Raw genomic sequence first — 26,778 nt, forward strand, 5'->3', positions numbered from 1 at the left:
CCGGGGGCGGGTGAGGTTGCCCCGGCAGGGCCACGAGGGGGGTCCGGCTTGTCCTGCCAGGCCAGTGTCGCAGCCACCCCCGGCTCGCAGACTCGCCGTTACCGCATCCGCAGCCGGTTCCGACCTCCGACGAGAGAGTCCATCTTGACGATCCTGCACGATCGCTCCCCGTTCTTTCACGCCCACCCCCGGGCCCGGCACCGCACCCTGGCCCTCGCCCGGCACATGCCCGGCCTGACCCGCTGCTTTCCCGCCCTGGCGCTCAGCGCCCCCGCCGCGCGGCGCCCGGACGACGTGGACGTCGAAGCCGTCCCACGGCCCGCAGGCACGAACCGCTGGTTCGATCTGACCGTGCACCGGCCCGACGCGCCCGTCGTGGTCCTGCGGGTGGCCGGCACCCTCGACTCCCACACCGCTCCCCGGCTCGAGCTCGCCGTGGAGGAGCACCTGTCCGCGGCCACACAGATCCTGGTGGTGGACCTGCGTGACGTCGTGTTCTTCGGGGGCAGCGGGCTGCGCTGCATGATGCGGGTCTCCGCTGTCGCCGGCCGCACCTGCACGTGGTTGCGCGTGGTGTGCCACGGCCGGCCGGTCGGCCGGGCGCTCACGATGCTCGGTCTGGCGGACACCCTGGATCTCTACCCCGACCTCGAGCTCGCCCTGGCCTGCCCGGACACCTGGCCACCGCGCAGCGCCGCCCCACGCCTGAACGGGCTCACCCGCCCTCAGCCGCCCGCCGTCACGGAGTCCGCTCCGCTGCTGTCGAACCGGGTCCACATCGCGGTGCTGCGCTACCTCGAGGCCGTCGCGGACGCCCTGAACCACAGGTCGGTGGCGGTCAGCGGGGTCGAGACCATCACTGCATCCGAGGGTGTCTTCGGTGGCCGGCTCGGCCTCGGCCGCAAGCTCGTGCGTGGCGGTGAGACGGACGAGGTGGTCGAACTCCGCTGGGACGAGATCACCGGCTGGGAGGTCGCCCTGCGCCCGCACCGCGACGGGCCGCGGACGCCGTGGCGGTTCCTGTCCGACGGGCTCGCCCCCTCGCCGCACCTCGTCTCGGCGTTCACCCACGCGCTCCTGCGCGGCGCCGACGTCGGGGACCCCCGTCCCGCCCAGTTCCGCACGCCCGACGAGGACCTGGAGGCCCTCATCGCGTCGCTGGACGCGGCCACCGCGCAACCCGAACCCGCCTACCTCCAGCGAGTGGGTTACCCGCCCCGCTGAGTCGATGCCCGATCCGTAACCGACGAGACTGCAATGCCCGCACCGGGACACCCGAACCCCTTACCTCTGATGTTCCCCTCGGCCCACATCCCAGGTTTGACGCTGCACCCCCGTGACCATGTCTGCGCCTTCGTCGAAGGGTCCCAGGAACGTGACCGGTTACTCGGCTCCTACCTGTTCGACGGCCTGCGCGCCGGCCGGCCGTGCCTGTACCTCGCCGACCCCGCGGGCCGGCCCGACGTCCTCGCCCTGCTGGACGACGTCGACCCGGCCGACCGACGGGACCTGCTCCACGTCGTCGATCCCGCGTCCGTGTTCCTGAAGGCCGGCAGGTTCGACGGGGACGCGGTCCTCCAGTTCTACGGCGACTGGTTCCGCTCCGCTGCAGGCGATGATGTGGACGGGCCGGCCCGGATCGCCGTCGACATGAGCTGGGCGCACGCCTGGATCGAGCCCTCGTTCGTCGAGACCCTGGTCCGCTACGAGGCGCGGTTCACGACGTGGATGACCTCGCAGCCTCATGTCTGCCTGTCCGTCTACGACCTGCGGGAGTTCGGTGTCACCACGCTGCTGCCCGTGATCAAGAGCCAGTACGCGGTGTGGCTGAGGGGGGTCGTCGTGGAGAACCCGTACCACGTCGATCCCGCGGCCGACCCGGGCGACGCCGCGGCCACGGCGACCACGATCGGTCCCACCGACCGGTCGAACCGCAACGGCCGGCCGGACCCGACGGCCGATCACCGCGATCCGGTCACCGACGACGTCGTACCGCCCACCTGACCTACGAGCCCGCCGTGCGCCGGCGCGACCGGCCCTGTACCTGCGCCGGCCGGTGGTTGAGCTGGGGAGCCTCCCACCGGCCGGCGCCACGGCGGCCCCGCACGGCGGGCCCCGGCCCGCCCCCTGCCGCGGCACCGCGCGGACAACGCGCCCGCTGCGCCGGTGCGACCGGCCCTGTCCCTGCGCCGGCCGGTGGTTGAGCTGGGGAGCCTCCCACCGGCCGGCGCCACGGCGGCCCCGCACGGCGGGCCCCGGCCCGTCCCCTGCCGCGGCACCGCGCGGACAACGCGCCCGCTGCGCCGGTGCGACCGGCCCTGTACCTGCGCCGACCGGTGGTTGAGCTGGGGAGCCTCTGTCGACTCGCTCTCCGTGTCTTCGTCGTCGCCCCGTGCTAATGAACCATTGGTCCGGAACGACGTATCTGCCACAGGGTGCGAGTCAGGAGATCCGGGTGCGGGAGTTGTGGCGGGGCGATGACGACGGCGACGGCCGCCGGCCCGACGACGGGGCTGCCGACGACCCGATCGACCTCGTCGCACTGCGGGCCGACGACGCGTGGCTCGACGCACTGGCGGCCGGCCGGACGCAGCCCCTGGTCGAGCCGGTCGACGGCTCCGATCCGGACGAGCAGCTCGTCGCGATGCTGACGGCCTGGGTCGCCGACGCCCGCACCGCGACGCCGACGCCGACGCCGCGGCTGGTCCCGGAGCCGGTCGTCATGGTCCGCCCCGCGCCCGCCCCGGCGCGGTGGGCACGAGCGGCGGGCTACGGACGACGGATGGCGGCCGCCGCCGTGCTGGCGGTGCTCGCCCTGTCCGGGCTGGCGGTCGGGGCGCAGGAAGCCCGGCCCGGGGACACCCTGTGGGGGATCGCGAGGGTCTTCTACTCGGAGCGGGCGAAGTCCGTCGAGGCCGCAGGCGAGGTGCGGGCCGGGCTGGTGAAGGCACGTACCGCCCTGCGTGAGGGCCGCATCGGCGACGCGGCGCGGGAGATGGCCGACGTCGAGGCGCGACTGGCGGCGGTGCGTAGCACCGAGGGTCAGGACGAGCTCACCCGGCAGCGCGACGTGCTCGCCGCGGAGTTGGCCACCACCGGGTCGACGGAACCGGGCCGCACGCCGGACGCTGCGTCGGCCGGTCCGGCCGGCCCGACACAGCCGAGCCCCCCGCCAGGCGCAGACGCCGCCGTCGCGGCGCCCGGGAGCCCGCCGGGCACGGCGACGCCGCCGGGCGGGACCGCCACGACGGGCGCGGCCGCCCCGGCCCCGTCGGCCGGTGCATCGGCTCCACCGTCGCAGACCCCGGCCGGCGGGTCCGCGCAGCCGCCGCAGACCCCGTCCGGCCCGGCCCCGACCGACGGGACACCCGCGTCGGACGAGCCGACCGGCGAACCGCCGCCCGGCACCGGGTCCGACCCCGGCGGTTCGCCGGAGCCGGACACCACATCGTCCCCGTCGAACCCGTCGAACCCGCCGTCCCCGTCGAACCCGTCCTCCCCGTCGAACCCGTCCTCCCCGGCCTCTCCGTCGAACCCGTCGAACCCGTCGTCGCAGCAGCAGGCGCCGGCCGGGCAACCGGACGGGCCCGAGACCCCGGGCCCCAGCCCGACCGCCGGGAGCACAGCGCCGGCGGACGGTGACCGGCCTGCCACCGGCCCGGCGAGCGAGCCCACCGGCCCGGCCACCGGCACCGGTTCCGCAGCCGCGACCACCGGCCCGACCGCGGGCGGCGTCCCTGACCGGCAACCGGCCTCCGGCACCACGAAGGACCCGCATCCCGGCAACAGCAGCGGTGGTACGGACGGCGCGGCTCCATCGCTGCTCGACGTCGGCGGCCTGCTGTCCACGGACTCGACGGTCGGTCCGACCATCTGATCGGACCGTGCCGGCTACCGTCCTCGGGGCCCACCTCCATCACGGGCCGCCTGACGGGACCATGAAGCGGGTTGCCACGTCAGGTGGCCGGGTACGCCGAGGACATGCCGGCACGCGAGGAACTGCCCAGCACCCTGGAGCGCTCGGACGAGAAGGCGCAACGCACCTGGATCAAGGCCCACGACTCGGCCGTCGAGACCTACGGGGAGGGCGAGCGCGCCCATCGCACCGCCTATTCGGCGCTCAAGCACACCCACGAGAAGGTGGGCGACCACTGGGAGCCGAAGGACGAGCCCGGTCCGTCCGACGCCCAGGCCGAAGGCGGGGCCGACACCGATCGGCCGACGGCGGGCGGTGTGGACGCGAACGCCGGCAAGGAGCACCTGATGGACCTGGCCCGCAGGCTCGACGTGAAGGGCCGGTCGTCGATGACCAAGGACGAACTGGTCGACGCGCTCCGCAGGACCGACGACCGGGAGACCGCACGGGCGCGCAGGCGCTGACCCCGGCACGCGCCGACCGGCGCCGTGGGGCTCGCCGTCCTGGGAGTCCTCACGGTTCCGGTGTCCTGAGCCTGCGCGTGCCCGGGACCGCCGGGGGAACACCGGGGAGACCGGAGCCGTTGCGCAGAACGGTGAGGATCGTCGACGAGAGGAACGAGATGGCGACCATCGAGCTGACGACCGAGAACTTCAAGGAGATCGTGAGCGCGCCCGGGACCGTCATGGTCGACTTCTGGGCGTCCTGGTGCGGCCCGTGCCGCAACTTCGCCCCGGTCTTCGAGGGCGCTTCGGATCGGCACGAGGACATCACGTTCGGCAAGATCGACACGGAGGCGCAGACGGAACTGGCCCAGGCCTTCGGCATCTCATCGATCCCCACCCTGATGGCCGTGCGCGACGGCGTGGTCCTCTACGCCGAGGCGGGCGCACTGCCGGAGAAGGCGCTCGAGGACCTCATCAGCAAGGTGCGCGAGGTGGACATGGAGCAGGTGCGCGCCGCGATCGAGGAGCAGCAGCAACAGTCGTGAGCGCCCCGGGCGTCGGGGGTGAACCTCCGGCGCCCGTCAGGCGTCGGCGGGGCCGCTGGCCCGGGGCAGGATCCATTCGAGCACCGCGCGGCCGTCCGTGGCCGTCTTGAGCGTGCTGCTGCCGCCGAACCGTTCGGCCCGGTCGAGCAGTGGCCAGGCCTCCCGGGTCGGGGCGGGTCCCGGGTCGGGACAGATCACGCGCAGCCGTGCGGCGCCGGCGGCCACGATCAGCTCGACCTCGACCGTCGTCCCGGGGTCGCCGCCGGCCAATCTCCGCAACGTGTCCCGCAGCGCCACCGCCATCTCATCGGCGGCCGCGGGCGCCACCACGTCGTCGAGCGGGCCACCGAACCGCACCACCACCGTCGATCCCAGGGCCGCCTCGGCCGCCCCGACGATCTCAGCCACCCGGTCGCGCAGGTCCGGGTACGGAGGGGCGGGCCCGCCGGGTTGCAGGCCGAACACGACCGCCCGGATCGCGCCGATCGCGCCGTCGAGCTGGTGCACCGACGTCTCGAGCGGCTCGGCCAGCTGCGGGTTGCGGTTGGTCATCGACAGCAGCGAGGTCCCGACCCGGAACAGCTGGTTGATCACCCCGTCCTGCAGCTGCAGGGCGATCCGCTCCGACTCCCCTGATCTCGTCTCGCGCCGCGCGGTGGCCACCGCCTCTGAGCGTTGAGCGCTGAGCTCGGAGCGCATCCCGTCCACCGCGGCGGCGACCGCGACGAACTCCGCGGGCCCCCTCACCTGGACCGGCCGTCCGAGGTCCCCCGCGGCGGCGGCCGAGACCCCCGCCACCAGCTCGTCCAGCGGACGGGTCACCCACCGTCGGAGCCCGACCAGGGTCGCCGCAGCCAGCGCCAGGCCGAGGCCGATCGAGCCGGCCAGGAGCCACGCCATCCTGGTGCGGAGAACCGCCGACTCGGCCGACGCCACGGCCACGGAGGCCTCGATCGTCGCGTGCAGCTCGTCGGTGCGCGTCCGAAGCTCGTCGAACAGTCGCATGCCGACCTCGGTGGAGATCACCAGCTCCAGGGGACCCGACGCGGCGCCGCTCCTCGCGAGGATCGACGGCTCGGCCACGGTGGTCGACCACCTCACGTACGCGGCGTCGACGGCGTCGAGCCGGCTCAGCGCCGCCGGATCACCGGCCAGTGCCGTCCGTAGTGCCTGTTGCTGGTCGATGATCGCGGCCCGGTCCGCCTGGTACGGGTCCAGGAACGCCCGCTGACCGGTCATCACGAAGCCCCGGATCGCGGTCTCCTGGTCCAGGAACCCGCCCTTCATCCGTTCCAGGGCCACCAGTCCCGGCAACGAGCGCCGGACGAGCTGCTCGTTGGCCCCGACGACCTCCTGCTGAGCCACCAGCCCGATTCCGGACGTGACGAGGATCAGGAACAACAGGCTCAGCACGATCGTCAGCACTCGCCGACGGAGCGTCGGCGGACGGGACCGGTCCGAGACGCCCACACCTTCGAGCATGGCCCGTCCCCGGGGACCGGCCAATACCGCGACCTGCCCAGCGATCCGGAGGCCGAACGGTCCTGCCCGGTCGACCGCGGCAGCCCGCCGCCGGCGCCCGCAGCACGAGATCGGTCACGTCCCGGGCGGCCGGGTGTCCGGCCCGCCCGCCGGTCCCCGGCGGATCCGGAGCACGGCGATCAGGGTCACCACGACGACGGCGGAGGCGCCGAGCACCAGGACCGGACTCGGACCGCCTACCGGGTCGGTGGCCGTGTCACCGCCGGACCCGGCGTTCACCCCTCGCGGGGGCCCCGGCGCCGGGGCGGCCGGTGGCGGGGTGGCCGGTGTCGGGGTGGCCGGTGTCGGGGTGGCCGGCGGGGTGGCCGGCGCCGGGAACGCCGGGTCCCCGGCCGGGCCGCGCCGGTCACCGTGGCCCTGTCCGCCGCCGGGGGCGCGGTCCCCGGTGGCCCCGGGAACAGAGCCGCCGCCCGGGGCGGGACCGCCGTCCCCGGTCCCCGAGCCGGCACCTTCGGTACCGGTGGGCGCGCTGCCGACGGCACCGGTGGTGGCACCGGTGCCCGGCCCGACCGCGGCCGTCCGGTCGGTCAGGGAGGTGTGCGAGCGGGCGAGGACCAGCAGCAGGGTGATGACCAGCGCCAGGACGGTGAGCAGCGCGAGCCACAGCGGACCGCTCGCCACGAACGGCGTGGACGCGGCGTGCCCCCGCGGCGCCGGACCCGGCCTCCCCGGCGGAGGTCCGGCGCGGCCGGGCGATGCCGGGCCACGTCTGGTCCGCCACGGCCACCAGGCATCGACCCGGTTCCGCGGCCGGGTGCGGTGCCTACCCCGTGCCACGGCGACCACGACCGAGCGGGCACGGGGACGGCCGGGATCGCGGCTCCGGACCGCGGACGTTTCCGCGAGCGGATTCAGGGAACGACCGGTGCATCGATGGCACGGGCCACCACCTCCTCCCCGAGCGTCGGTCCGGGACATGGGGTGCGAGGCCCGCCGCCGGCCCACCGAGCGCGGGAGCCGTGCGAATGCACACCGTCCGTCCTGCGAGAGTTCCCGTCCGCGGGACGGGCATCCCGACTCGTACGGCCTTGGTCGCGTCCGCGGCCACGCTGGCGCTGGCGCTCGGCGTGAGCTCGATGGCGATGGTCCTGACCCACATACCGGTCGGATCACCACCGGCCGGTCCCGGACCCGTCCCCGTCGACGTGGTGGCGATCCGTCCGACCGACCACCCGGCCTCCTGGGCGGGGGCCGGTGCGCCCACACCGGCCGTCCCGATGCGGCTGCGGTTGCCCGGACTCGGTGTCGACGCCCCCGTGGCACCCGTGGGAGTCGGCGCCGACGGCCTTCTCGGCGTACCGGACGACCCCGCGGTGGTGGGCTGGTGGCCGGACGGCGCGGCACCGGGGTCCGGGCGCGGCACGGTGGTGATCGACGGCCACGTCGACACGCGGGCCGGCGGTCCCGGCGCGCTCTCCCGGCTCCGCGTGCTGCGCCCCGGCGCCGAGGCCACCGTCCTGACCGATGCCGGCGCCGTCCGCTACGTCGTCCAGACCGTGCGCAGCTACCCCAAGGACGCGCTGCCCGCCGAGGTGTTCGCGAGCACCGGTCCCCCGCGGCTGGTGCTGATCACCTGCGGGGGTGCGTTCGACCGGCACGCCCGCCGGTACGCGGACAACATCGTCGCGTACGCGGTCCCGGATCCCCCGGCGGGCGTGGACGTCCCGGCGTGAGGGCCCGCTACTCCCCCTCGAGGTCCCCCTCGGTCTCCAGGTACGCCTGGCGCAGCGCGTCGAGGGTGGCCGGCTCCGGTGCCTCCCACATGCCGCGGTCCACGGCTTCGAGCAGCCGCTCGGCCATCCCGTGCAGCGCCCACGGGTTCGACTCGCCGAGGAACTTGCGGTTGTCCGGGTCGAGGACGTACTCCGCGGTCAGCCGCTCGTACATCCAGTCGGCGACCACGCCCGTCGTCGCGTCGTAGCCGAACAGGTAGTCGACCGTCGCGGCCATCTCGAACGCGCCCTTGTACCCGTGGCGGCGCATCGCCTCGATCCACCGCGGGTTGACCACGCGGGCGCGGAACACCCGGGCGGTCTCCTCGGCGAGCGTGCGGGTGCGCACGGACTCGGGACGGGTCGAGTCGCCGATGTAGGCCTCGGGCGCCTTCCCGGTCAGCGCGCGGACGGTCGCGACCATGCCACCGTGGTACTGGTAGTAGTCGTCGGAGTCGGCGATGTCGTGTTCGCGGGTGTCGGTGTTCTTCGCCGCGACGGTGATCCGCCGGTACGCGCTCTCCATGTCCTCGCGCGCGGGCGTGCCGTCCAGCCCGCGACCGTAGGCGTAGCCGCCCCAGGTCGTGTAGACCTCGGCGAGGTCGGCGTCGTCGCGCCAGTTCCGGGAGTCGACGAGCTGCAGCAGGCCCGCACCGTAGGTGCCGGGCTTGGAGCCGAAGATCCGGGTGGTCGCGCGGCGGACGTCCCCGTGCCGGTCCAGGTCGCCGGCCACGTGCGCGCGGACGAAGTTCTGCTCGGCCGGCTCGTCGAGCTCGGCGACCATCCGCACCGCGTCGTCGAGCAGCGCCAGGACGTGCGGGAACGCGTCGCGGAAGAAGCCCGAGATCCGGACCGTGACGTCGATGCGCGGGCGGCCCAGTTCCTCGAGCCCGATCACCTCGAGCCGCACGACACGCCGGGACATCTCGTCCCACACCGGCCGGACGCCGAGCAGCGCGAACACCTCGGCGACGTCGTCGCCCGAGGTCCGCATCGCCGAGGTGCCCCACACCGACAGGCCCACGGAGCGGGGCCAGTCGCCGTGGTCGCGCCGGTAGCGCCCGACCAGCGACTCGGCCATCGCCTGGCCGGTCTCCCACGCCAGCCGCGACGGGACGGCCTTGGGGTCGACCGAGTAGAAGTTCCGGCCGGTGGGCAGCACGTTGATCAGCCCACGCAGGGGCGAGCCGGACGGCCCGGCCGGGACGAACCCGCCGTTCAGTGCGTGCAGGACCCGGTCGATCTCGCCCGAGGTCTGTTCCAGCCGCGGCACGACCTCCGTGGCGGCGAACCGCAGGATCCGCTCCACCACCTCCCCGCGAGTCGCGGTATCCCCGTGCGCGAGTCGCGATATTCCCGCGTCCGAGTCGGCGTGTCCGTGCGCATCGAGCCGCGCCGCGACGATCCCCGGCGCCGCGTCCGGATCCCATCCGGCGGCGTCCATGTCGGCGACGAGCGCGTGCGCGAGCGCCTCCACCTCGTCGACCCGGGCCTTGGCCTCCGACCCGTCCTCGACCAGCCCGAGTGCCTCCCGCAGCCCGGGCACGCTCTGCTCGCCACCCCACATCTGCCGTGCGCGCAGCATCGCCAGCACCAGGTCGACCCGTGCCTGCCCGGCGGGAGCGGCGCCCAGCACGTGCAGGCCGTCGCGGATCTGCACGTCCTTGATCTCGCACAGCCAGCCGTCGACGTGCAGCAGGAAGTCGTCGAACTCGGCCTCGTGGGGGCGTTCGGTGAGCCCCAGGTCGTGGTCGAGCTTCGCGGCCTGCATCAGCGTCCAGATCTGCTGGCGGATCGCGGGCAGCTTCGCCGGGTCGAGCGTCGAGATGTTCGAGTGCTCGTCGAGGAGCTGCTCCAGGCGGGAGATGTCGCCGTAGCTCTCCGCGCGGGCCATCGGCGGGATGAGGTGGTCGACCAGGGTCGCGTGCGCCCGGCGCTTGGCCTGGGTGCCCTCGCCCGGGTCGTTGACCAGGAACGGGTAGATCAGCGGCAGGTCGCCGAGCGCGGCGTCGGTACCGCAGTTCGCGGACATGCCCAGCGTCTTGCCGGGCAGCCACTCCAGGTTGCCGTGCTTGCCGATGTGCACCACGGCGTCGGCGCCGAACCCGCCCTCCTGCTCCGGCGCGGCCAGCCACCGGTAGGCGGCCAGGTAGTGGTGCGACGGCGGCAGGTCGGGGTCGTGGTAGATCGCCACGGGGTTCTCGCCGAACCCCCGTGGGGGCTGCACCATGAGCACGACGTTCCCGGCGCGCAGCGCGGCGATGACGACCTCGCCCTCCGGGTCGGCCGTCCGGTCCACGTACAGCTCGCCGGGGGCCGCCCCCCAGTGCTCCTCCACGCCCTCGCGCAGCTCGGCGGGCAGCCGCTCGAACCACGACCGGTACCGCGCCGCGGAGATCCGGACCGGGTTGCCCGCGAGTTGCTCCTCGGTGAGCCACTCGGGGTCCTGCCCGCCGGCCGCGATGAGCGCGTGGATGAGCGCGTCGCCGTCCTGCGCGGCGACACCGGGCAGCTCGTCCCCGCCGATGTCGTACCCGGCCTCGTGCATCGCCCGCAGCAGGCGAACGGTGCTGGCCGGGGTGTCCAGGCCGACGGCGTTGCCGATCCGGGCGTGCTTGGTCGGATATGCGGACAGCATCAGCACGATCCGCCGGTCAGCGGGCGGGATGTGCCGCAGCCGGGCGTGCCGGACGGCGATCCCGGCGACCCGGGCGGCCCGCTCGGGATCGGGGACGTACACCGACAGCCCGTCGGCGTCGATCTCCTTGAACGAGAACGGCACGGTGATGAGCCGGCCGTCGAACTCGGGGACCGCGACCTGGGTGGCGACGTCGAGCGGGGTGAGACCGTCGTCGTTGGCCTCCCAGGAGGCGCGGCTGCTGGTCAGGCACAGGCCCTGCAGGATCGGGACGTCGAGCGCGGCGAGCTCGGCGACGTCCCAGGCCTCGTCGTCGCCCCCCGCGCCCGCCGACGCGGGCTTGGTGCCGCCCGCCGCGAGCACGGTGACGACCATCGCGTCGGCCTGCCGCAGCAGTTCCAGCAGGGCGGGCTCGGCCTGGCGCAGCGACGCGCAGTACACCGGCAGCGGGCGGGCGCCGGCATCCTCGATCGCCGAGCAGAGCGCCTCGACGTACGCGGTGTTCCCGGCGAGCTGCTGGGCGCGGTAGTAGAGGACGGCGACGGTGGGGCCCCCGGCGTCCGGGCGCGCGGCGCGGTCGAGGATCCCCCAGCTGGGCAGCTCGACCGGCGGCGCGAACCCGTGCCCGGTGAGCAGCACCGTGTCGGACAGGAACGCGTGCAGCTGCGCGAGGTTGGCAGGCCCGCCCTGCGCGAGGTAGGTGTGCGCCTCGGCGGCGACGCCGGCCGGAACCGTGGAGAGCTCCATCATCTCGGCGTCCGGAGCCTGCTCGCCGCCGAGCGCGACGACGGGCTTGCCGGACGCGAGCAGCGCGTCGAGGCCGTCCTCCCAGTACCGGCGGCCACCGAGGATGCGCACGACCACCACGTCGGCGTCGTCGAGCAGCCCGGGGAGGTCGTCGAGCGGGGTGCGGGCGGGGTTGCCCAGCCGGTAGTCCGCGCCCGACGCGCGGGCGGAGAGCAGATCGGTGTCCGAGGTGGACAGCAGCAGGATCACCGGGACGACCCCCGGCGGGGGACCCGACGCACAGCGGAGCGCATGGAAGACCTTCCTCGGGAATCCTCGTCCCGGGTTCGTGGGTCGGGCGGGCGAGGCAGTGTCCTGGCTCCCGGATCGGTGCTCGCCCCGGCCTTCCAGGCGCACGCGCCCGTGGCCGCCGACGGGGTCCGCTCCCCGGTGACAGTGGCGGGACCGCGCCGGATTCGCACCGGCTTCCTGCACCCGCTCGCCGTGTGTACTTGTGGCGACCACTGTCCGCAACGCGCGGGGGGCCCGTCAAGCCCGGCGCCGCCGGAGTGATCATCGGCTCGTCGCCGTGACACCCACCACCCCCTGCGCGGGCGGGTCCCGCGCGGCGGCGCGGCCTTTACAGTGAGCCGGTGCCCACCCCCGTCCGTGCCCGTGCCGACGCGTGCCCCGGGGTCTTCGCCCCCCACGACGCGGCCGACGGGGCGCTGGCCCGCATCCGGTTGCCCGGCGGGGTGGTGACGGCTGCGCAGCTGCGGGTGCTGGCGGCTTGCGCGCGCGATCTGGGAGACGGCGCCGTGCACCTGACCTCTCGGGGGAACCTGCAGCTCAGGGGCCTGGACCGGGACGACCCGGCGCTCGCCGAGCGGCTGGGCGCAACCGGGTTGCTGCCCGCCCCGAGCCACGAACGCGTGCGCAACATCCTCGCCTCCCCGCTGAGCGGGTACCGCGGTGGGCTGGCCGATGTGCGGGGTCTCACGCGGGCTCTGGATCGGGATCTGTGCGCCCGCCCGGCGCTGGCAGGGCTCCCCGGACGGTTCCTGTTCGCCCTCGACGACGGCCGCGGCGACGTCGCCGCCGAGGGACCCGACCTGTGCTGGCGGGCCCTCGACAGGGGCGTCGGAACGCTGCTCGTCGCCGGGTACGACACCGGCCTGCGGGTGCCGGCGGGCGAGGCAGTGGACGCGCTGCTGCGCGCGGCGGAGGCGTTCCTCGCCCTGCGGGAGGCCGACGGCGTGCCGGCGTGGCGGGTGCACGAACTGGATGACGCGCCCGCCCGGATCGCCGCCGCCCTCCGCGGTCCGCACACGGACACGGACACGGACACGGACGACCGGCTACGGGACGACCGGCCCCCTGCGGGCCCGGCCGCCCCGTCGGCGTCGGCCGCAGGCCCGGGCCCGGCCGCCGTCGGGCCGCACCTCCCGATCGGGCCCGTCACGCAGGACGACGGCGGCCGCGCCGTCGGCGTCGCCCCGGTGCTCGGGGAGCTCACCGCGGCCCAGGTGCGGCTGCTCGCCGACCTCGCCCCGGCCGCCGTCGTCACTCCGTGGCGCACGATCCTGCTGCCCGACCTGCCGGACCCCACCCCCGACGCACTGCACCGGTTGCGCGAGGCGGGCCTGGTCGTCAACCCCGGCGCGGCCGCGCTCGGCGTCAGCGCCTGCGCGGGGCGGCCCGGCTGCGCCAAGGCCCTCGCCGACGTGCGCGCCGACACCCGCGCCGCGCTGGAGGCGGGTCTGCCGGTCCGGGGGCGCGCGCACGTCGTCGGGTGTGCCCGCCGGTGCGGGGCGCCGAACGGCCCGCACACCGACGTCGTCGCCGAGGCGGACGGGTACCGCGTCGACGGCACCTGGGTACCGGTCGGCCGCCTGGCCGCAGCACTGAGAGGAACCACGTGACCACCTACATCCGCGACGGCGCGGAGATCTACCGGCAGTCCTTCGCGACCATCCGGGCGGAGGCCGACCTGTCCGGGCTGCCGCCGGAGGTCGCCTACGTCGCCGTGCGGATGATCCACGCCTGCGGGCAGGTCGACCTCGTCGGCGACATCGGGTTCTCCCCCGGCGTCGTCACCGCGGCCCGCGACGCGTTGCGGGCCGGGGCGCCGATCCTGTGCGACGCGATGATGGTCGCCTCCGGCATCACCCGCGCCCGGCTCCCCCGGGACAACGCGGTGATCTGTACGCTGCGCGACCCGCGGGTGCCGGACCTGGCCGCGGAGCTGGGCAACACCCGCTCGGCGGCGGCTCTGGAGCTGTGGCGCGAGCACCTCGACGGCGCCGTCGTCGCCATCGGCAACGCTCCGACGGCGCTGTTCCACCTCCTCGACATGATCGACGCCGGAGCGCCGCGGCCCGCCGCGATCCTGGGCGTACCCGTCGGGTTCATCGGCGCCGCGGAATCCAAGCAGGCGCTGTCGGAGCGGACCGACCTCGAACACCTCGTCGTGCACGGCCGCCGCGGCGGCAGCGCGATCACCGCCGCCGCGGTCAACGCGCTGGCCAGCGAGCAGGAGTGAAGGACGTGACGGGAACCCTGTACGGCGTCGGCCTCGGTCCCGGCGACCCCGAGCTGACCACGATCAAGGCCGCTCGGCTGATCGGCGCCGCCGACGTGATCGCCTACCACTCGGCGCGGCACGGCCGCAGCATCGCCCGGCGGATCGCCGAGCCGCACCTGCGCGGCGACCAGATCGAGGAGGCGCTGGTCTACCCGGTCACCACCGAGACGACCTACCACCCCGGCGGCTACCAGGGCGCCATCGACGAGTTCTACGCCGAGGCCGCCGAGCGCCTCGCCGCGCACCTCGACGCCGGCCGCGACGTCGTGCTGCTCGCCGAGGGCGACCCGCTCTTCTACGGCTCCTACATGCACATGCACAAGCGGCTCGCGCACCGCTACCCGACCGAGGTCGTGCCCGGCGTGACCTCGATCAGCGCGGCGTCCGCGGCCCTGGGCAAGCCGCTGGTGGAGCGCGACGAGATCCTCACCGTGCTGCCCGGTACCCTGCCCCGCGAGGTCCTCGCCGAGCGGCTGGCGGCCACCGACTCCGCCGCCGTGATGAAGCTCGGCCGCACCTTCGCCGGTGTGCGCGGCGCGTTCGCCGACGCCGGGCGCATCGACGAGGCCTTCTACGTCGAGCGGGCCACCATGGACGGGCAGCGCACCGGTGCGCTCGCCGACGTCGACCCCGACTCGGTGCCGTACTTCTCCATCGCGCTGCTGCCCGGCCAGGTCGCGGCCGCCATTCCCGAGCGCTCCCCCGCGCCGACCGCGGGCACCGGCGAGGTGGTCGTCGTGGGCACCGGACCCGCCGGCCGGGACTGGCTGACCCCGCAGGTCGCAGCCGCGCTCGCCGCCGCCGACGACCTCGTCGGCTACGGCCCGTACCTGGACCGGGTGCCGCCCAACCCGCGCCAGCGCCGGCACCCCAGCGACAACCGGGTGGAGGCCGAGCGGGCCGCGCACGCGCTCGACCTGGCGGCGGCGGGCAGGTCCGTCGTCGTCGTCTCGGCGGGTGACCCGGGGGTGTTCGCGATGGCCACCGCGGTGCTGGAGGTCGCGAGCGAGCCCAAGTACCTCGACGTCCCGGTGCGGGTACTGCCCGGGCTGACCGCGGCACAGGCCGTCGCCGCGTCGGTCGGGGCGCCGCTGGGCCACGACTACGCGATGATCTCGCTGTCCGACCGGCTCAAGCCGTGGAAGGTCGTCGCCGAACGGCTGGTCGCAGCCGCCCGCGCCGACCTCGCGATCGCGATCTACAACCCGCGCTCCAAGGCCCGGCCCTGGCAGGTGGGTGCCGCGCGGGACGTGCTGCTGGAGCACCGCTCCCCGGACACCCCGGTGGTGCTCGGCCGCGACGTCGGCGGTACGGGCGAGCGGGTGCGCGTCGTGCGGCTCGCCGACCTGGACCCCGAGGACGTCGACATGCGGACGCTGCTGATCATCGGATCGTCGACGACGCGGGTGGTGCAGCGCGGCGGACGCACGACCGTGTTCACCCCGCGCCACTACGCCCACCCGTCCTGACCCGCGAGTCGGCACATTCGGGAGGGTGAGTCGACCTCCACCCGAGAGTGCCGACTCACCCTCCCAGAACTGCCGACTCGCGGGGTGTCAGGGGGTGGACGCCCACTGGGCGGCCTCGCCGACGGTTGACACCGTGGCCACCCCGGAGGGCAGCGGCGGCCGGGACTGGATGACCACCGGGATGCCCAGCTCGCGGGCGGCAGCCAGCTTGGCGGCGGTCATGTCGCCACCGCTGTCCTTGGTCACCAGGACGTCGATCCGGTGCTCGTGCAGCAGGGCGCGCTCGTCGTCGACGGTGAACGGGCCGCGGTCGAGCAGGACCTGCATGCGTTGCGGCGCAGGGGGTTCCGGGGCGTCGACCGCGCGGACCAGGAACCACAGGTCGAGCCCGGCGAACGCCGCCAGGTCCTGACGACCGGTGGTGAGGAAGACCCGCTGCCCGATCGAGGGCAGCAGCTCTGCCGCCTCGGCCGGCGAACCGACCCACCGCCAGTCGTCACCGGGGCCCGCCGTCCATCCCGGACGGCGCAGGATCAGCAGTGGGACGCCGAGCCGTGCCGTCGCCGCCGCCGCGTTCGCCGTCATCCGGGCCGCGAACGGGTGCGTGGCGTCGATGACCGCATCGATCTGCTTGTCGCGCAACCACTCCGCGAGCCCGTCGGCACCGCCGAACCCGCCGATCCGCACCTCCCCCGGCGGCAGGGCCGGCGTCCGCACCCGGCCGGCCAACGACGAGGTGACACGTAGTCCGGGACGACCCGCGAGCGCGGTGGCCAGCCGTCGCCCCTCCCCGGTCCCGCCGAGGACCAGCACCCGCCGCACCGACACCCACCTCTCTCCACCGTCAGGAGCCGTCATTGTCGTCGGCCGGGCCCACCCGGCGACGACGAGGGCCGCCGATCGTGGATCAGGACCGGCTGCGGCACCGGGTGTCGGAGTACAGATGGCTGTCCGGGAACTGCCCGGCGGCCAGCGCCGGGCCGACGATGACCACCGCGGTGCGCTGGACACCGGCCTCGTGCACCGCGTCGGCGATGTCGTCGAGCCGGCCGCGCAGCACGATCTCGTGCTCCCGGCTGGCGTGCGCCACCACGGCCGCCGGGCAGTCGGGCCCGTAGTTCGGCACGAGCTCCTTGACGAGCTCGTCGATCCGGTGCACGGCCAGGTGCAGCACGAGGGTCCCGCCACTGGTGCCGAGCGCGGCCAGGCTCTCGCCCTCCGGCATCGGCGTGGCCCGGGCGGCGATGCGGGTGAGGGTCACCGTCTGCGCGACCGTCGGCACGGTCAGCTCACGGCGCAGCGCGGCGGCAGCGGCCGCGTAGGCGGGCACGCCAGGGCACACGTCGTAGGGCACACCGGCCGCGTCGAGCCGGCGCATCTGCTCGGCCATCGCGCTGAACACCGACGGGTCACCCGAAGCGAGCCGCGCGACGTCGAGACCGTGCGAGTGCGCCCGCACCATCTCCTCGACGATCTCGGCGAGCGTCATCAGCGCCGTGTCGATCTTCCGGGCGTCCGGGGGGCAGTAGTCGAGCATCTGCGGCGGCACCAGGCTGCCGGCGTAGAGACACACCGGGGACGCGGCGATGAGGTCCCGCCCGCGGATCGTCAGCAGGTCCGGCGCCCCCGGCCCGGCCCCGATGAAATGAACGGTCATGATGTCATTCCTTCTCCACCACCCAGATCGTCACCGGCATCGCCGGCCGCCATCCCGTGAACCCGCCGACCGGCGAGGCCCGCTGCACCGCCACCCGCACCAGCGAGCCGCCCAGCCGGGCGTACCCCGCCGCCAGCGCTGCCTCGGCCTCCAGCGTCACCGCGTTCGCCACGAGCCGTCCGCCGCCGGGCAGCGCGTCCCAGCACGTGTCGAGCACGCCGTCGCGGGTCACCCCGCCGCCGATGAAGATCGTGTCCGGGGCCGGCAGCCCGGCCAGCGCGGCCGGCGCCCGGCCCGTGACGACCTGCAGGTCCGGCACGCCCAGCGCATCGGCGTTGAACCCGATCCGGGCGGCCCGCTCCGGGTTCGACTCGATCGCAACGGCCCGGCAGGACGGGTGCGCCCGCATCCACTCGATCGCGACGCTGCCCGCGCCCGCGCCGACGTCCCAGAGCAGCTGCCCCGGCCGCGGCGCCAGGTGGGCCAGCGTCACCGCACGGACCTCGCGCTTGGTCAGCTGACCGTCATGGCCGAAGGCGTCGTCGGGCAGGCCGGGGACCGTGCCGAGTGGACGCGCTCCCGCATCGGCCACGCAGAGGATCGCCACGACGTTGAGCGGATCGCCGGGCGGGTACGGCCAGTCCGCGGCGGTTCCGTCGAGGCGCCGCTCCGCAGGACCGCCGAGCTGTTCGAGGACGGTCAGCGTGCTCGCGCCGTACCCGTCGGCGGTGAGCAGGGACGCGAGCTGCTTCGGTGAGTCGGCACCCGCGCTCAGCACCAGCACCCGCCGGCCCGGGGCGAGGACGCGGCGCAGCCGCGCGAGCGGGCGGCCCACCACGCTGACCACCTCCACGTCGTCGGCCGGCCAGCCCAGCCGCGCGCACGCCAGCGAGACCGACGACGGGTGCGCCACCACCCGCAGCCGCTCCGGCCCCAGCACCCGGGCCAGCGTCGCGCCGAGACCGAAGAACATCGGGTCGCCGCTGGCCAGCGCGCAGACGACACGACCGGCCAGGCGTTCGAACAGGCCCGGGAGCGCGGGCAGCATCGGCGAGGGCCAGGTGATGCGTTCGCCGCGGGCGTGCCCGGCGACGAGGTCGAGCTGGCGGCCGCTGCCCAGGAGCACCTCGGCGGCGGTGATCGCCTCCCGCGCGGCGCCGGACAGCCCCGCCCAGCCGTCGGCGCCGATACCGACCACCGTCACCGGTGTCCCACCCTCGCCCACTCGCCACCCCGTCTCCCGGCTGCACTGTCCGGGTGCACGCTAACCGCCCCGGAGCCGCTGGGCGGCCGCGGTGAGCAGCCCCACTGAACCGATCACCGGGCGGCTCCGGTCGCATCCCGCACATCGGCTGCGGACCTGCGACGATCACGCCATGAGCCGCCCCTCCGTGATCGTGTTCGACGTCAACGAGACGCTGTCCGACCTCACACCCCTGGCCGACCGGTTCACCGATGTGGGCGCCCCCGCCCATCTGGCGCCGCTGTGGTTCGCCTCGGTGCTGCGGGAGGGCATCGCGCTCGCGGCGCTCGGCGAGTTCGCGACCTTCGCCACCCTCGGACGGGAGGTTGGACGGTCGCTGCTGGCCGGCGTGGACATCGACCGGGACGCCGACGCGGCGGTCGACCACGTGATGGAGGGGTTCCTCGGGCTGCCCGTGCACCCCGACGTCCCCGGCGGCGTGGCCGCGCTGCGCGCGGCCGGCCTGCGGCTGGTGACGTTGAGCAACGGCGCCGCGGCCGTCGCGGAGCGACTGCTCGGGGACGCGGGCCTGCGCGAGGACTTCGAGCACGTGCTCTCGGTCGAGGACGTCGGGGTCTGGAAGCCGTCGGAACGGGTGTACGGACACGCCGCGACGACGTGCGGCACCGATCCCGCGGACATGGTCATGGTCGCGGTGCATCCGTGGGACCTGAACGGCGCGGCCCACGCCCGGATGCGCACCGCGTGGATCAACCGGTCCGGCGCGACCTACCCCGGATACCTGCCGCCGCCGACCTACACCGTGTCCGGGCTGCCGGAGCTGGCGGCGGCGCTGACCGACTGATCGGATCCGCTCGGTGGGCGCAGGTGCTCGTAGTGCTTGGGGCGCAGGCGCATCGCGTGCACGACCACACCGTCGGGGCCGGCGTCGGCTGCGTTGTCCACCACGATCTCCAGCAGGTCGCGGTTCGGTGCGAGCCCGATCAGCAGGGTCCGACCGCCCTGGCGGACGGTGCGCAGCGGCGCGGCCAGCACGGCCCGGATGTCGCCCTCGGCGATCCCGTGCTTGCGGGCGCCCCGGGAGATCCGTACGGAGCTCTGCACGCCGCCAGGTTACGGCCGGCCCGACCGGTCCGGCCCGGCGTGTACCTCCCCGTCCGGTTCCCGCAGCTCCGGTTCCTGTTGTGCCGGTTCCCGCGGGTCCGGTTCCCGCAGTCCCGGTTCCACAGCCGGTTCCCTCAGGGCGGCGAGCAGTTCCGCCTCCGCTGCAGCGAACCCGGGGCACGTCACCATCTCGACCGTCCGGGGCCGCGGCAGCGCGATCTCGACCACCCGGCGCACCCGGGCCGGTCGCGGGCCGAGCACGACCACCCGGTCGGAGAGGAACACCGCCTCCCGGATGTCGTGGGTGATCAGCAGGACCGTCCACCCGAACCGGGCCCGGACGCCCTCCAGCCACTCCTGCATCCCGGTCCGGGTGAGCGAGTCCAGCGCGCCGAACGGCTCGTCGAGCAGCAGCACCTCGCGATCCTGTACGACGGTGCGCAGCAGCGCGGCTCGCTGGCGCATCCCGCCGGACAGCTCGAACGGGTGGGCGCGCTCGAACCCCGCCAGCCCGAACGGCTCGAACAGCGGACGTGCCCTGTCCCGCGCCGCGCGCCGGCGCATCCCGGCGACCTCCAGGCCGAGCGCGGCGTTGTCCAGGATGGTGCGCCACGGGAAGAGCAGGTCCTTCTGCGGCATGTAGCCGAAGGTGCGGCCTTCCGCCGGTGCCCCGTCGACGAGCACCTGCCCGGCATCGGGTGCGGCGAGCCCCGCGAGGATGTTGAACAGCGTGCTCTTGCCGCACCCGCTGGGACCGATGATCGAGATGAAGTCCCCGGGCGCCGCGCGCAGCGACACGTCGGCGAGCACCGGCAGCGTCCCGTAGGTCTTGGCCAGACCCTCCACCCGGACCTCACGCACGCCGGCGCTCCTTGGCATGCCAGGGGATGACGAGGCGCTGCACCAGGTAGGTCAGCCCGAACAGGACGACGCTGATCGTCGCGGTGACCACGACCGCGGCGAGCACCAGGTCGGTGCGGAACGAGTTCTTCTGCAGGTTCATGAAGATCCCCAGCCCGGCCCGGGCCCCGACGTACTCGGCGAAGATCGCTCCGGTGACGGCGTAGGTGATCCCGATCCGCAGTGCGGTGAAGAAATAGGGCATCGCGCCCGGGAGCCGGACGTAGCGGAACTCCTTCCAGCGTCCTCCCCCCATGCTGCGCAACAGGTTCGACGCCTCCCGGTCCGTCGACGCGAAGCCCTCGATCAGCCCGATCGCGATGGGGAAGAACGTCACCAGCGCAATCACGACGACCTTGGGCAGCAGGCCGAACCCGAACCAGATGATCAGCAGGGGGGCGATCGCGATGATCGGCAGCGTCTGCGAGGCGACCAGCAGCGGCACCAGCGCGCGGCGCAGCCACGGCGAGAAGTCGACCAGGATCGCGAGCGCCCAGCCGAGCACGAGCGAGACGGCGAAGCCGACGGCGGTGACCTGCAGCGTCGGCACCGTGTTGGCCCAGATGACGTCGCGGAACTCCCAGCCCTGCTCGACGACCCGCAGCGGCGACGGCAGCACCTGCGGGCGCACGTCGTTCACGGTCACGAACCACTGCCAGCCGCCGAGCAGCAGCGCCACCACGAGCAGCGGCGGCGCCGCAAGGGCCAGAGCTCTGCGCATCCGTTACGGACGGGTCAGGTAGTCGTTGGTGAACCAGGTCGAGAAGTCCGGCTTCGTGGTGACCGGCGCGCCGGCGGCGTCGACCACCGTGCCCGAGTCGTAGAGGAAGCCGGAGAAGCCCGACCAGGTGGCCAGCGTCTGGGTGCCGACGGTGCCGGCGCCGTCGCGCAGGTACTTCGCGCTGAGCATCTGCTGGCTGCGGCTGACCAGCTCCGGCTCGCTGAACGCGCCGGGGTTGGCGTCCATCAGCAGCTTCCCGGCCCGGGCCGGGTCGTCGGCGGCGAGCTGGTAGCCGCGCTGCACGGCCTGGACGAACGCCCGGGCCTGGTCCTGGTGCCCGGCCAGCCAGCCGCCGTTGCCGATGAGCAGCACGTTGTAGGCGTCCGGGAAGCCGTAGTCGGTGTAGGAGAAGGTCTTGAGCGGCTCGTTGCGCAGCTCGGCCTCGATGCCCTCCCAGGCCACGAACGGTTCGGTGAAGTCGACCTGCCCGGCGTAGAGCGCCTCGTAGGCCGATGTTCCGAGCACGACGGTGCTGAACTCACCCTTGCCGCCCGCGTCCTTGATCACCGTCTTCATCTTGGGCTCCTCGCCCGGCCCGCCGAACCCCCCGTAGACCTTGCCGTCGAGGTCGGCGGGGGTGCGGATGTCGGTCCGGTCGGCGCGCACCGCGATCTCGGTGGCCCAGTGCTGCAGGATCGCCATCACCGAGGTGATGTCCGCGCCGGCCGCCTTGGAGTAGGTGAAGGAGTCCTGGAAGCTGATCCCGAACTCGGCCGCACCGGAACCGACCAACGTGTCCGGCGACGTGCTGTTGTAGGGCAGGAACTCGACGTTCAGCCCGGCGTCACGGAACCAGCCCTCCTGCTGGGCGACGAACAGGCCGGTGTGGTTGGTGTTCGGGGTCCAGTCCAGCGCGACCCTGATCGTCGTCGCCTCACCGGACCCGCCCGATCCGGTCGTGCCGCCCGCGCAGCCGGCCAGGACGAGGGCCAGGACGGACACCAGCGCCGTGAGCAGGCCGGCGATCCGGGGAGTACGGCGACGTGCGGTGGTCAGGTCGTGTTCAGCCACGAGGTCCTCCCTACGCCGGTGCTAACCGGGTCAGGTACGAACGGTCGACGGCCGGTCCTGCCGCCCTCTCAGCCTCGGTACGTGAGTGCTCCCGCGGGTCAGGATGACCTTACGCGCGAGGGAAACCGTTGGCCATCGAGGGAGTGGCCGACGTCCTCACACGGTGTCGAGGCGGCGGTGCCGGGCCCGCGACGGCGCCGACGGCGGCTCGTCCCCGCGCCCGGGCGCCCGCTCGTCGGGCCGCGCCGGCGGCCGACCGTCGCGGCGCGGTTCCGGAAGGGCGGCAGGCCGATCGGTCCCCGCGACCACCGACGCCGCCATCTCCGCCACGGCGACGCGGGCGTTGCGCGCCTGGCTGTGCAGGAACCGGGCCGCCTCCTCGACATCGGTGCGGTAGCGCTCGGCGAGCATGCCGGTGGCCTGCTCGATCGGCGTCGACGCCTCCAGCTGTGCGGTCGACCGGGCGGCCGCGCCCGACAGCTGCCGGAACGCCCGCGAGTCCAGGAGCCGGGCGGCCAGCATGTCGATCAGCGGCCGGACCATCTCGGCATGGCTCCCGGACACCGGCTGGTAGCCCGTGCCGAGCAGCTGCATCCCGCCGGCGGGGCGGCCGTCGATGAGCAGCGGGACGGCGACCGAGCTGACCAGCCCGGTGTCGACGGCGGCGGCAGCGAGCTCGGACGGCCCCATGCGGGCGAGGTCGGCGGTGACCATGACCCGACCGGACCGGATCGCGCTCGGCAGCGGCCCCTGGCCGGAGCCGTGCTGCATCTCCCCCAGCCGCCCGGCGACGGCGTCGGAGGCGAACACGCCGTTCGACATCGGATCCGGCGGCTCCACGACGACGATCACCGCGCCCGCCACGCCGAGCGCGACCGGCAGCGCGGTGCACACCCCCGCCAGCATGGCGCCGACGTCCAGGTTCGCCGCCGGGGTGCGGCCGACCTGGAGAGCAAGGCCGATGAGAGCGGAGTCGGGCGAGAACACTGCGACCGTCCTTCCCGGCGCCGAGCAGGGTCGCGGCGCCGTCGTGTGGGGAGGAAGTCAATCACCGAGCGTCCGCGGTACAACACGGACGATCATCGACTGCTCCGGACAGCGCAGTGCTAAGGGACCGCCGCCGGGGGGATCCCGACCTCGCCGGCGATCTCCCGGGCCCGCTGCCACGTCCCCGGGTCCACCGGCACTCCTTCGTCGAGGTTGCGCCGCCGGGTCGCTTGGGCCCGGTCGCCCGGCACCGTGACACCGGCGTGCCCCGGCGCCGGCGGCAGTCCGCGCAGCTCGGTGAGGAAGGCCTGCAGCGGGGCCCGATCCCCGGCGCCGAACGCGACCGGGTCCAGCGCGATCAGGACGTCGCCCTTGGTGCACGGGTCCGTGGTGTCGAGCGTGCCGCGCACGTCCCGGCCGAGAGCTGTCCCGGTGAGCGTCGCGACCAGGGCCTCGAGGACCAGCGACAACGCGTAACCCTTCGGGCCCCCGAACGGGCTGATCGCCCCGTTCAGCGCGGCAGCGGCGTCGGTGGTCGGCCGGCCCTCGGCGTCGACGACCGCACCCTCCGGCAGCGCGACGCCGCGGGCCGCGTGGTCGAGCACCTTGCCCCGGGAGACCTGGCCGGTGGCCATGTCGAGCACGATGGGCCCGGAGCCGTTGTCACCGGTCGGTATCGCCGCGGCCAGCGGGTTCGTGCCGAGCATGGCCGGTGCGGCGCCCCACGGGTGCACGAGCGCCTCGCTCGTCGTCGTGGCCAGCCCCAGCACGCCGCGCTCGGCCATCCGCTCGACGTAGGGCGCGAGCATGCCGAGGTGCCCGGCGTCGCGGATCGCGGCGACCGCCACCCCGGTCTCCACCACCCTGTCCAGCAGCGCGTCGACGGCGCGGTGCGCGGTGGGCGGGCCGAAACCGCGGCGGCCCTCGACCACCAGCACCGACGGCGTCCGCCAGGTCAGCACCGGGTCCGCGGCCGGCGCGATCAACCCGGCGCGGACGCGACCGACCAGCACGTCGAGCCGGCGCAGACCGTGCGAGGCGTGCCCGCGCAGGTCACCCTCCAGCAGCATGTCGGCCTGAGCGCGAGCGGCGACCGGTGGCGTGCCGAGGCGTTCCAGGACCGCGACGGTCAGCCGGCGGTGCTCGTCGGCAGGGACGCGGTGCTGCTCGGCCACGGCCGGCTCCTCTCTGGTCCTACGCGGGCCACCGGTCGGGGCCGCCATCGGCGACCGCTGGCCCCGGTGAGGGCGGACTCGCCGCGGGCAGCCTAGGCGGCCGGTGCCGGTCGTGGTCGTGGTCGTCGGGGAACATCCGGGCGACCGGGCGGCTACAGGAGCGCCTGGTAGGCCCCGCCGTCCACCGGGATCGACGCGCCGGTGAGGTAGTTGGCCTGCTCCGAGCACAGGAACGCCACGATCGAGCCGAAGTCGGCCGGGCCGCCCAGTCGCCCGGCGGGGATCGTCTCGAGCTGGCGTTCGAGGGCCGCGCCGTGTCCGTACACGCCGGTGACCCGTTCGGTCCCGTGCAGGCCGGGCTGCACCGAGTTCACCGTCACCCCGTCGGCGGCGATCTCCCGCGCCAGGGTGCGGAGGAACCCGGTCGCCCCGGCCCGGGCGGTGTTCGACAGCGCGAGGTTCGGATACGGCTGGCGCACGCCCAGCGAGGTGATGGCGACGATCCGGCCCCAGCCGCGGGCCCGCATGTCCGGCGTCGCGGCCAGGCACATGCGGACGACGGCGAGCAGGCTGCGGTCCAGCGCCGCCTGGTACGCCGACGCCGGGGTCTCCTCGACCGTCCCCGGCGCCGGCCCCGGACCGTTCACGACCAGGATGTCGACCCCGCCCATCGCCGCCGCGGCGTCCTCGACGAAACGCGCGGCGCCGTCGGGATCGGTGAGGTCGGCGACGACCCAGCCGGTCCCGCCACCCAGTTGCTTCGCGGCCGCCTCGGCGCGCCCCGCGTCCGAGCTGCAGATCGTCACCCGTGCACCCTCGGCCACCAGCGCCGCCGCGCTCGCGTACCCCAGCCCGCTGCTGGCGGCCGCGACCGCGGCCCGCCGGCCTGTGATCCCGAGTTCCATCCGCGCCCCTCTGTCGATGATCGGCCCGCTGGATGCTGCCCGGGAGCAGCCGGAACCGCAATCGTGCCGCCGCCCGGGCCCGGGGTGCTCATTCCGGGCCGGCGCCGGCCAGCAGCTGCTCGCAGGTGCGCACCAGAACACCCGCCGCGTCCCGGACGTCCTTCGACGACCCCGGATGCGACGCCCGCCGCTGCCAGCGGGCCAGGTGCGCCGCCGCGGCCGTGGCCACCTCCCGCGGCCCGGCGCCGGCGGCCAGCCCGAGCCGCACCCACGGCTCGGCGCCGGAGGCCCCCAGCAGCTCCTCGGCCGCCCGCCGCTCCTCGCCACCGAGATCGAGAGCGCCGGAGCGCAGCGTGTCGACGAGATCGATCTCGGTGAGCTCGTGCGCCCCGGAACGGATGCGTTCGAGCAGGTAGCGCAGCGGCCGCGCCTCGTCGGCCTGCGGTGCGGCCCGGACGAGGGCGTCGAGCGCGAGCAGCGCGGACCGGGCTTTCAGCGCCTCGGTCCGCCGAACGAAGCGGGTGTCGATCAGCTCGCGCAGCTGCGGTAGCCCGCTGCGGTCCACCAGCGCCCGGCCGAGGGCGGCGGACGTCGGGCCCCGGCCGCCGCGGATCAGCTCGATCGCGAGCCGGACGCCGAAGAGGCCGAGCCGGTCCAGCAGCTCGGGGCCGGGGGCGGCGGGGTCCCCGGTCCCGCGCAGGGCCGCGGCGACGCCGTCGGCCGACAGCATCAGCCGGCCCAGCTCCGCCTCGTCGCGCTCGCTCAGCCGGCACAGCGACCGGTGATCGGCCTCCCCCAGGGTCACGCCGCCCAGGGCGAGCAGCCCGGCGACCGGGGCCACGGTCTGGCAGAGCCGGCGCACCCTCGGATCCGCGCCGCACTCCGCGGCGGCTCGCTGCGCCTGCTCGAGCGCGTCCGCCTGCCCACCGCCCACCTCGTCGGCGCGGGCCAGCACCCCGAGGGCGTGCGCGGGCCGGTGGCCGCCGTCCGGCCCGTGCAGCACCGACAGCACGTCGACGTCGTCGGGGCGGCGGTGGCGCAGCAGCAGCACGAACGCCTCCGCGAGCGGGCCGCCGGCGGCGCCCGGATCGAGCAGCGACCGGGCCCGCTCCGCCTCCTGCCGGTCCGCCGATCCCGGGCCCGTCAGGTCGATCAGGGTCGGCGTCGTGGGCGCCCCCGGTTCGGGCGCGTACCCGGACAGCGCCGCCACCAGCGTCGACGCGCCCGCCCCGGCCGCGCCCACGACGGCGATCCGCAGCGGCTCGTCCAACCGTTCGGCGAGCGTCCGCAGCAGCTGGCCCCGGTCGGTGCGGTGGTAGAGCTCGCGGGCCGCGACCACAGCCTCGCGTACCTGGTCGAGCAACGCCGGTCCGGCCGCGGCGGCGGCGGCCGGCGCCGCGGCCGCGATCCGGACGGCCCTGCCGTTGCCCCCTCCCCCGGCGGGGGCAGCGGTCGCCGGTGCGGTGCGCTCCGGCG

General features: G+C 74.8%; 24 protein-coding genes and 1 riboswitch. Of the genes, 10 read left to right on the forward strand and 14 right to left on the reverse strand.

Annotated features, from left to right (window positions below):
• The first annotated feature begins 144 nt into the window (after window positions 1-144).
• The 5 genes from HF519_RS20335 (at window position 145) to trxA (ending at window position 4,907) form a co-directional block, all read left to right on the forward strand.
• The gene (locus tag HF519_RS20335) at window positions 145-1,224 is read left to right on the forward strand and encodes a DUF6292 family protein (RefSeq protein WP_169414571.1); all 1,080 of its coding nucleotides are present in this window, start codon (window positions 145-147) and stop codon (window positions 1,222-1,224) included.
• Window positions 1,225-1,320: 96 nt separating this feature from the next.
• Window positions 1,321-2,004 carry an MEDS domain-containing protein gene (locus HF519_RS20340; RefSeq protein WP_169414572.1) on the forward strand — a complete coding sequence of 228 codons (684 nt, stop codon included), beginning with the start codon at window positions 1,321-1,323 and terminating at the stop codon, window positions 2,002-2,004.
• Between the two features lie 451 nt (window positions 2,005-2,455).
• Window positions 2,456-3,877, forward strand: a complete 1,422-nt coding sequence (locus HF519_RS20345; protein WP_169414573.1) for a hypothetical protein — start codon at window positions 2,456-2,458, stop codon at window positions 3,875-3,877.
• A gap of 104 nt (window positions 3,878-3,981) precedes the next feature.
• Entirely contained in the window at window positions 3,982-4,380 is a 399-nt protein-coding gene (locus HF519_RS20350; RefSeq protein WP_169414593.1) for a ChaB family protein, read from the forward strand.
• Between the two features lie 158 nt (window positions 4,381-4,538).
• A complete protein-coding gene (gene trxA / locus HF519_RS20355; RefSeq protein ID WP_169414574.1) occupies window positions 4,539-4,907 on the forward strand; it encodes a thioredoxin in 369 nt (122 codons plus the stop codon).
• Between the two features lie 36 nt (window positions 4,908-4,943).
• Here the strand turns inward: trxA and HF519_RS20360 are convergent, their stop codons facing one another.
• Together HF519_RS20360 and HF519_RS20365 are read right to left on the reverse strand one after the other, a co-directional pair.
• Window positions 4,944-6,332: a CHASE3 domain-containing protein gene (locus tag HF519_RS20360; protein WP_169414575.1), complete on the reverse strand. Its 1,389-nt coding sequence runs from the start codon at window positions 6,330-6,332 to the stop codon at window positions 4,944-4,946.
• 171 nt (window positions 6,333-6,503) lie between these two features.
• Complete coding sequence (locus HF519_RS20365) at window positions 6,504-7,070, reverse strand: hypothetical protein (protein WP_169414576.1); 567 nt, start codon at window positions 7,068-7,070, stop codon at window positions 6,504-6,506.
• A 407-nt stretch (window positions 7,071-7,477) separates the two neighbouring features.
• Between HF519_RS20365 and HF519_RS20370 the strand changes: the two genes are divergently transcribed.
• Window positions 7,478-8,122, forward strand: coding sequence for a class F sortase (locus tag HF519_RS20370; RefSeq protein WP_169414577.1), 645 nt, complete (start codon window positions 7,478-7,480; stop codon window positions 8,120-8,122).
• 7 nt (window positions 8,123-8,129) lie between these two features.
• Here the strand turns inward: HF519_RS20370 and cobN are convergent, their stop codons facing one another.
• Complete coding sequence (cobN, locus tag HF519_RS20375) at window positions 8,130-11,795, reverse strand: cobaltochelatase subunit CobN (RefSeq protein ID WP_169414578.1); 3,666 nt, start codon at window positions 11,793-11,795, stop codon at window positions 8,130-8,132.
• 98 nt (window positions 11,796-11,893) lie between these two features.
• Window positions 11,894-12,017: riboswitch (cobalamin riboswitch) on the reverse strand.
• 161 nt (window positions 12,018-12,178) lie between these two features.
• Here cobN and cobG point away from each other — a divergent pair.
• From cobG to HF519_RS20390, 3 genes are read left to right on the forward strand one after another with little or no spacing between them, the layout of a single operon-like run.
• Window positions 12,179-13,447: a precorrin-3B synthase gene (gene cobG / locus HF519_RS20380; protein ID WP_169414579.1), complete on the forward strand. Its 1,269-nt coding sequence runs from the start codon at window positions 12,179-12,181 to the stop codon at window positions 13,445-13,447.
• Entirely contained in the window at window positions 13,444-14,067 is a 624-nt protein-coding gene (locus HF519_RS20385) for a precorrin-8X methylmutase (RefSeq protein ID WP_169414580.1), read from the forward strand. Before cobG ends, HF519_RS20385 begins: the two co-directional genes overlap by 4 nt.
• Before the next feature lie 5 nt (window positions 14,068-14,072).
• Window positions 14,073-15,578: a precorrin-2 C(20)-methyltransferase gene (locus HF519_RS20390; RefSeq protein ID WP_169414581.1), complete on the forward strand. Its 1,506-nt coding sequence runs from the start codon at window positions 14,073-14,075 to the stop codon at window positions 15,576-15,578.
• An 87-nt stretch (window positions 15,579-15,665) separates the two neighbouring features.
• On the opposite strand, the gene HF519_RS20395 is transcribed toward HF519_RS20390, so the two are convergent.
• The 3 genes from HF519_RS20395 to cbiE all read right to left on the reverse strand — a co-directional run bounded on the left by HF519_RS20395 (window position 15,666) and on the right by cbiE (window position 18,439).
• Complete coding sequence (locus HF519_RS20395) at window positions 15,666-16,391, reverse strand: cobalt-precorrin-6A reductase (protein ID WP_438826421.1); 726 nt, start codon at window positions 16,389-16,391, stop codon at window positions 15,666-15,668.
• A gap of 94 nt (window positions 16,392-16,485) precedes the next feature.
• Complete coding sequence (cobM, locus tag HF519_RS20400) at window positions 16,486-17,235, reverse strand: precorrin-4 C(11)-methyltransferase (protein WP_169414583.1); 750 nt, start codon at window positions 17,233-17,235, stop codon at window positions 16,486-16,488.
• 4 nt (window positions 17,236-17,239) lie between these two features.
• On the reverse strand, window positions 17,240-18,439 hold the full coding sequence (gene cbiE, locus HF519_RS20405) for a precorrin-6y C5,15-methyltransferase (decarboxylating) subunit CbiE (protein ID WP_312860235.1): 1,200 nt from the start codon (window positions 18,437-18,439) through the stop codon (window positions 17,240-17,242).
• A 172-nt stretch (window positions 18,440-18,611) separates the two neighbouring features.
• Here cbiE and HF519_RS20410 point away from each other — a divergent pair, with 172 nt between their 5' ends.
• On the forward strand, window positions 18,612-19,283 hold the full coding sequence (locus HF519_RS20410) for a haloacid dehalogenase type II (RefSeq protein ID WP_169414585.1): 672 nt from the start codon (window positions 18,612-18,614) through the stop codon (window positions 19,281-19,283).
• Here HF519_RS20410 and HF519_RS20415 read toward each other — a convergent pair.
• The 8 genes from HF519_RS20415 to HF519_RS20450 form a co-directional block, all read right to left on the reverse strand.
• Window positions 19,235-19,543, reverse strand: coding sequence for a hypothetical protein (locus HF519_RS20415; protein WP_169414586.1), 309 nt, complete (start codon window positions 19,541-19,543; stop codon window positions 19,235-19,237). The genes HF519_RS20410 and HF519_RS20415 overlap by 49 nt on opposite strands.
• 9 nt (window positions 19,544-19,552) lie before the next feature.
• Window positions 19,553-20,404, reverse strand: coding sequence for an ABC transporter ATP-binding protein (locus tag HF519_RS20420; RefSeq protein WP_312860236.1), 852 nt, complete (start codon window positions 20,402-20,404; stop codon window positions 19,553-19,555).
• The gene (locus tag HF519_RS20425; RefSeq protein WP_169414588.1) at window positions 20,397-21,164 is read right to left on the reverse strand and encodes an ABC transporter permease; all 768 of its coding nucleotides are present in this window, start codon (window positions 21,162-21,164) and stop codon (window positions 20,397-20,399) included. Before HF519_RS20425 ends, HF519_RS20420 begins: the two co-directional genes overlap by 8 nt.
• Window positions 21,165-21,167: 3 nt before the next feature.
• Window positions 21,168-22,235 (reverse strand): ABC transporter substrate-binding protein, encoded by a 1,068-nt coding sequence (locus HF519_RS20430; RefSeq protein WP_312860237.1) that lies wholly within the window; start codon window positions 22,233-22,235, stop codon window positions 21,168-21,170.
• A gap of 156 nt (window positions 22,236-22,391) precedes the next feature.
• The gene (locus HF519_RS20435; protein ID WP_169414589.1) at window positions 22,392-23,222 is read right to left on the reverse strand and encodes a GAF and ANTAR domain-containing protein; all 831 of its coding nucleotides are present in this window, start codon (window positions 23,220-23,222) and stop codon (window positions 22,392-22,394) included.
• A gap of 119 nt (window positions 23,223-23,341) precedes the next feature.
• Window positions 23,342-24,397 carry an Ldh family oxidoreductase gene (locus HF519_RS20440; RefSeq protein ID WP_169414590.1) on the reverse strand — a complete coding sequence of 352 codons (1,056 nt, stop codon included), beginning with the start codon at window positions 24,395-24,397 and terminating at the stop codon, window positions 23,342-23,344.
• A gap of 152 nt (window positions 24,398-24,549) precedes the next feature.
• Complete coding sequence (locus HF519_RS20445) at window positions 24,550-25,302, reverse strand: SDR family oxidoreductase (RefSeq protein ID WP_169414591.1); 753 nt, start codon at window positions 25,300-25,302, stop codon at window positions 24,550-24,552.
• A gap of 88 nt (window positions 25,303-25,390) precedes the next feature.
• On the reverse strand, window positions 25,391-26,778 hold a 1,388-nt coding region (locus HF519_RS20450), incomplete at its 5' end, for an amino acid adenylation domain-containing protein (RefSeq protein WP_169414592.1).

Origin of the sequence: Pseudonocardia bannensis, assembly GCF_012911875.1 — a bacterium.
GTDB classification, from domain to species: domain Bacteria; phylum Actinomycetota; class Actinomycetes; order Mycobacteriales; family Pseudonocardiaceae; genus Pseudonocardia; species Pseudonocardia bannensis.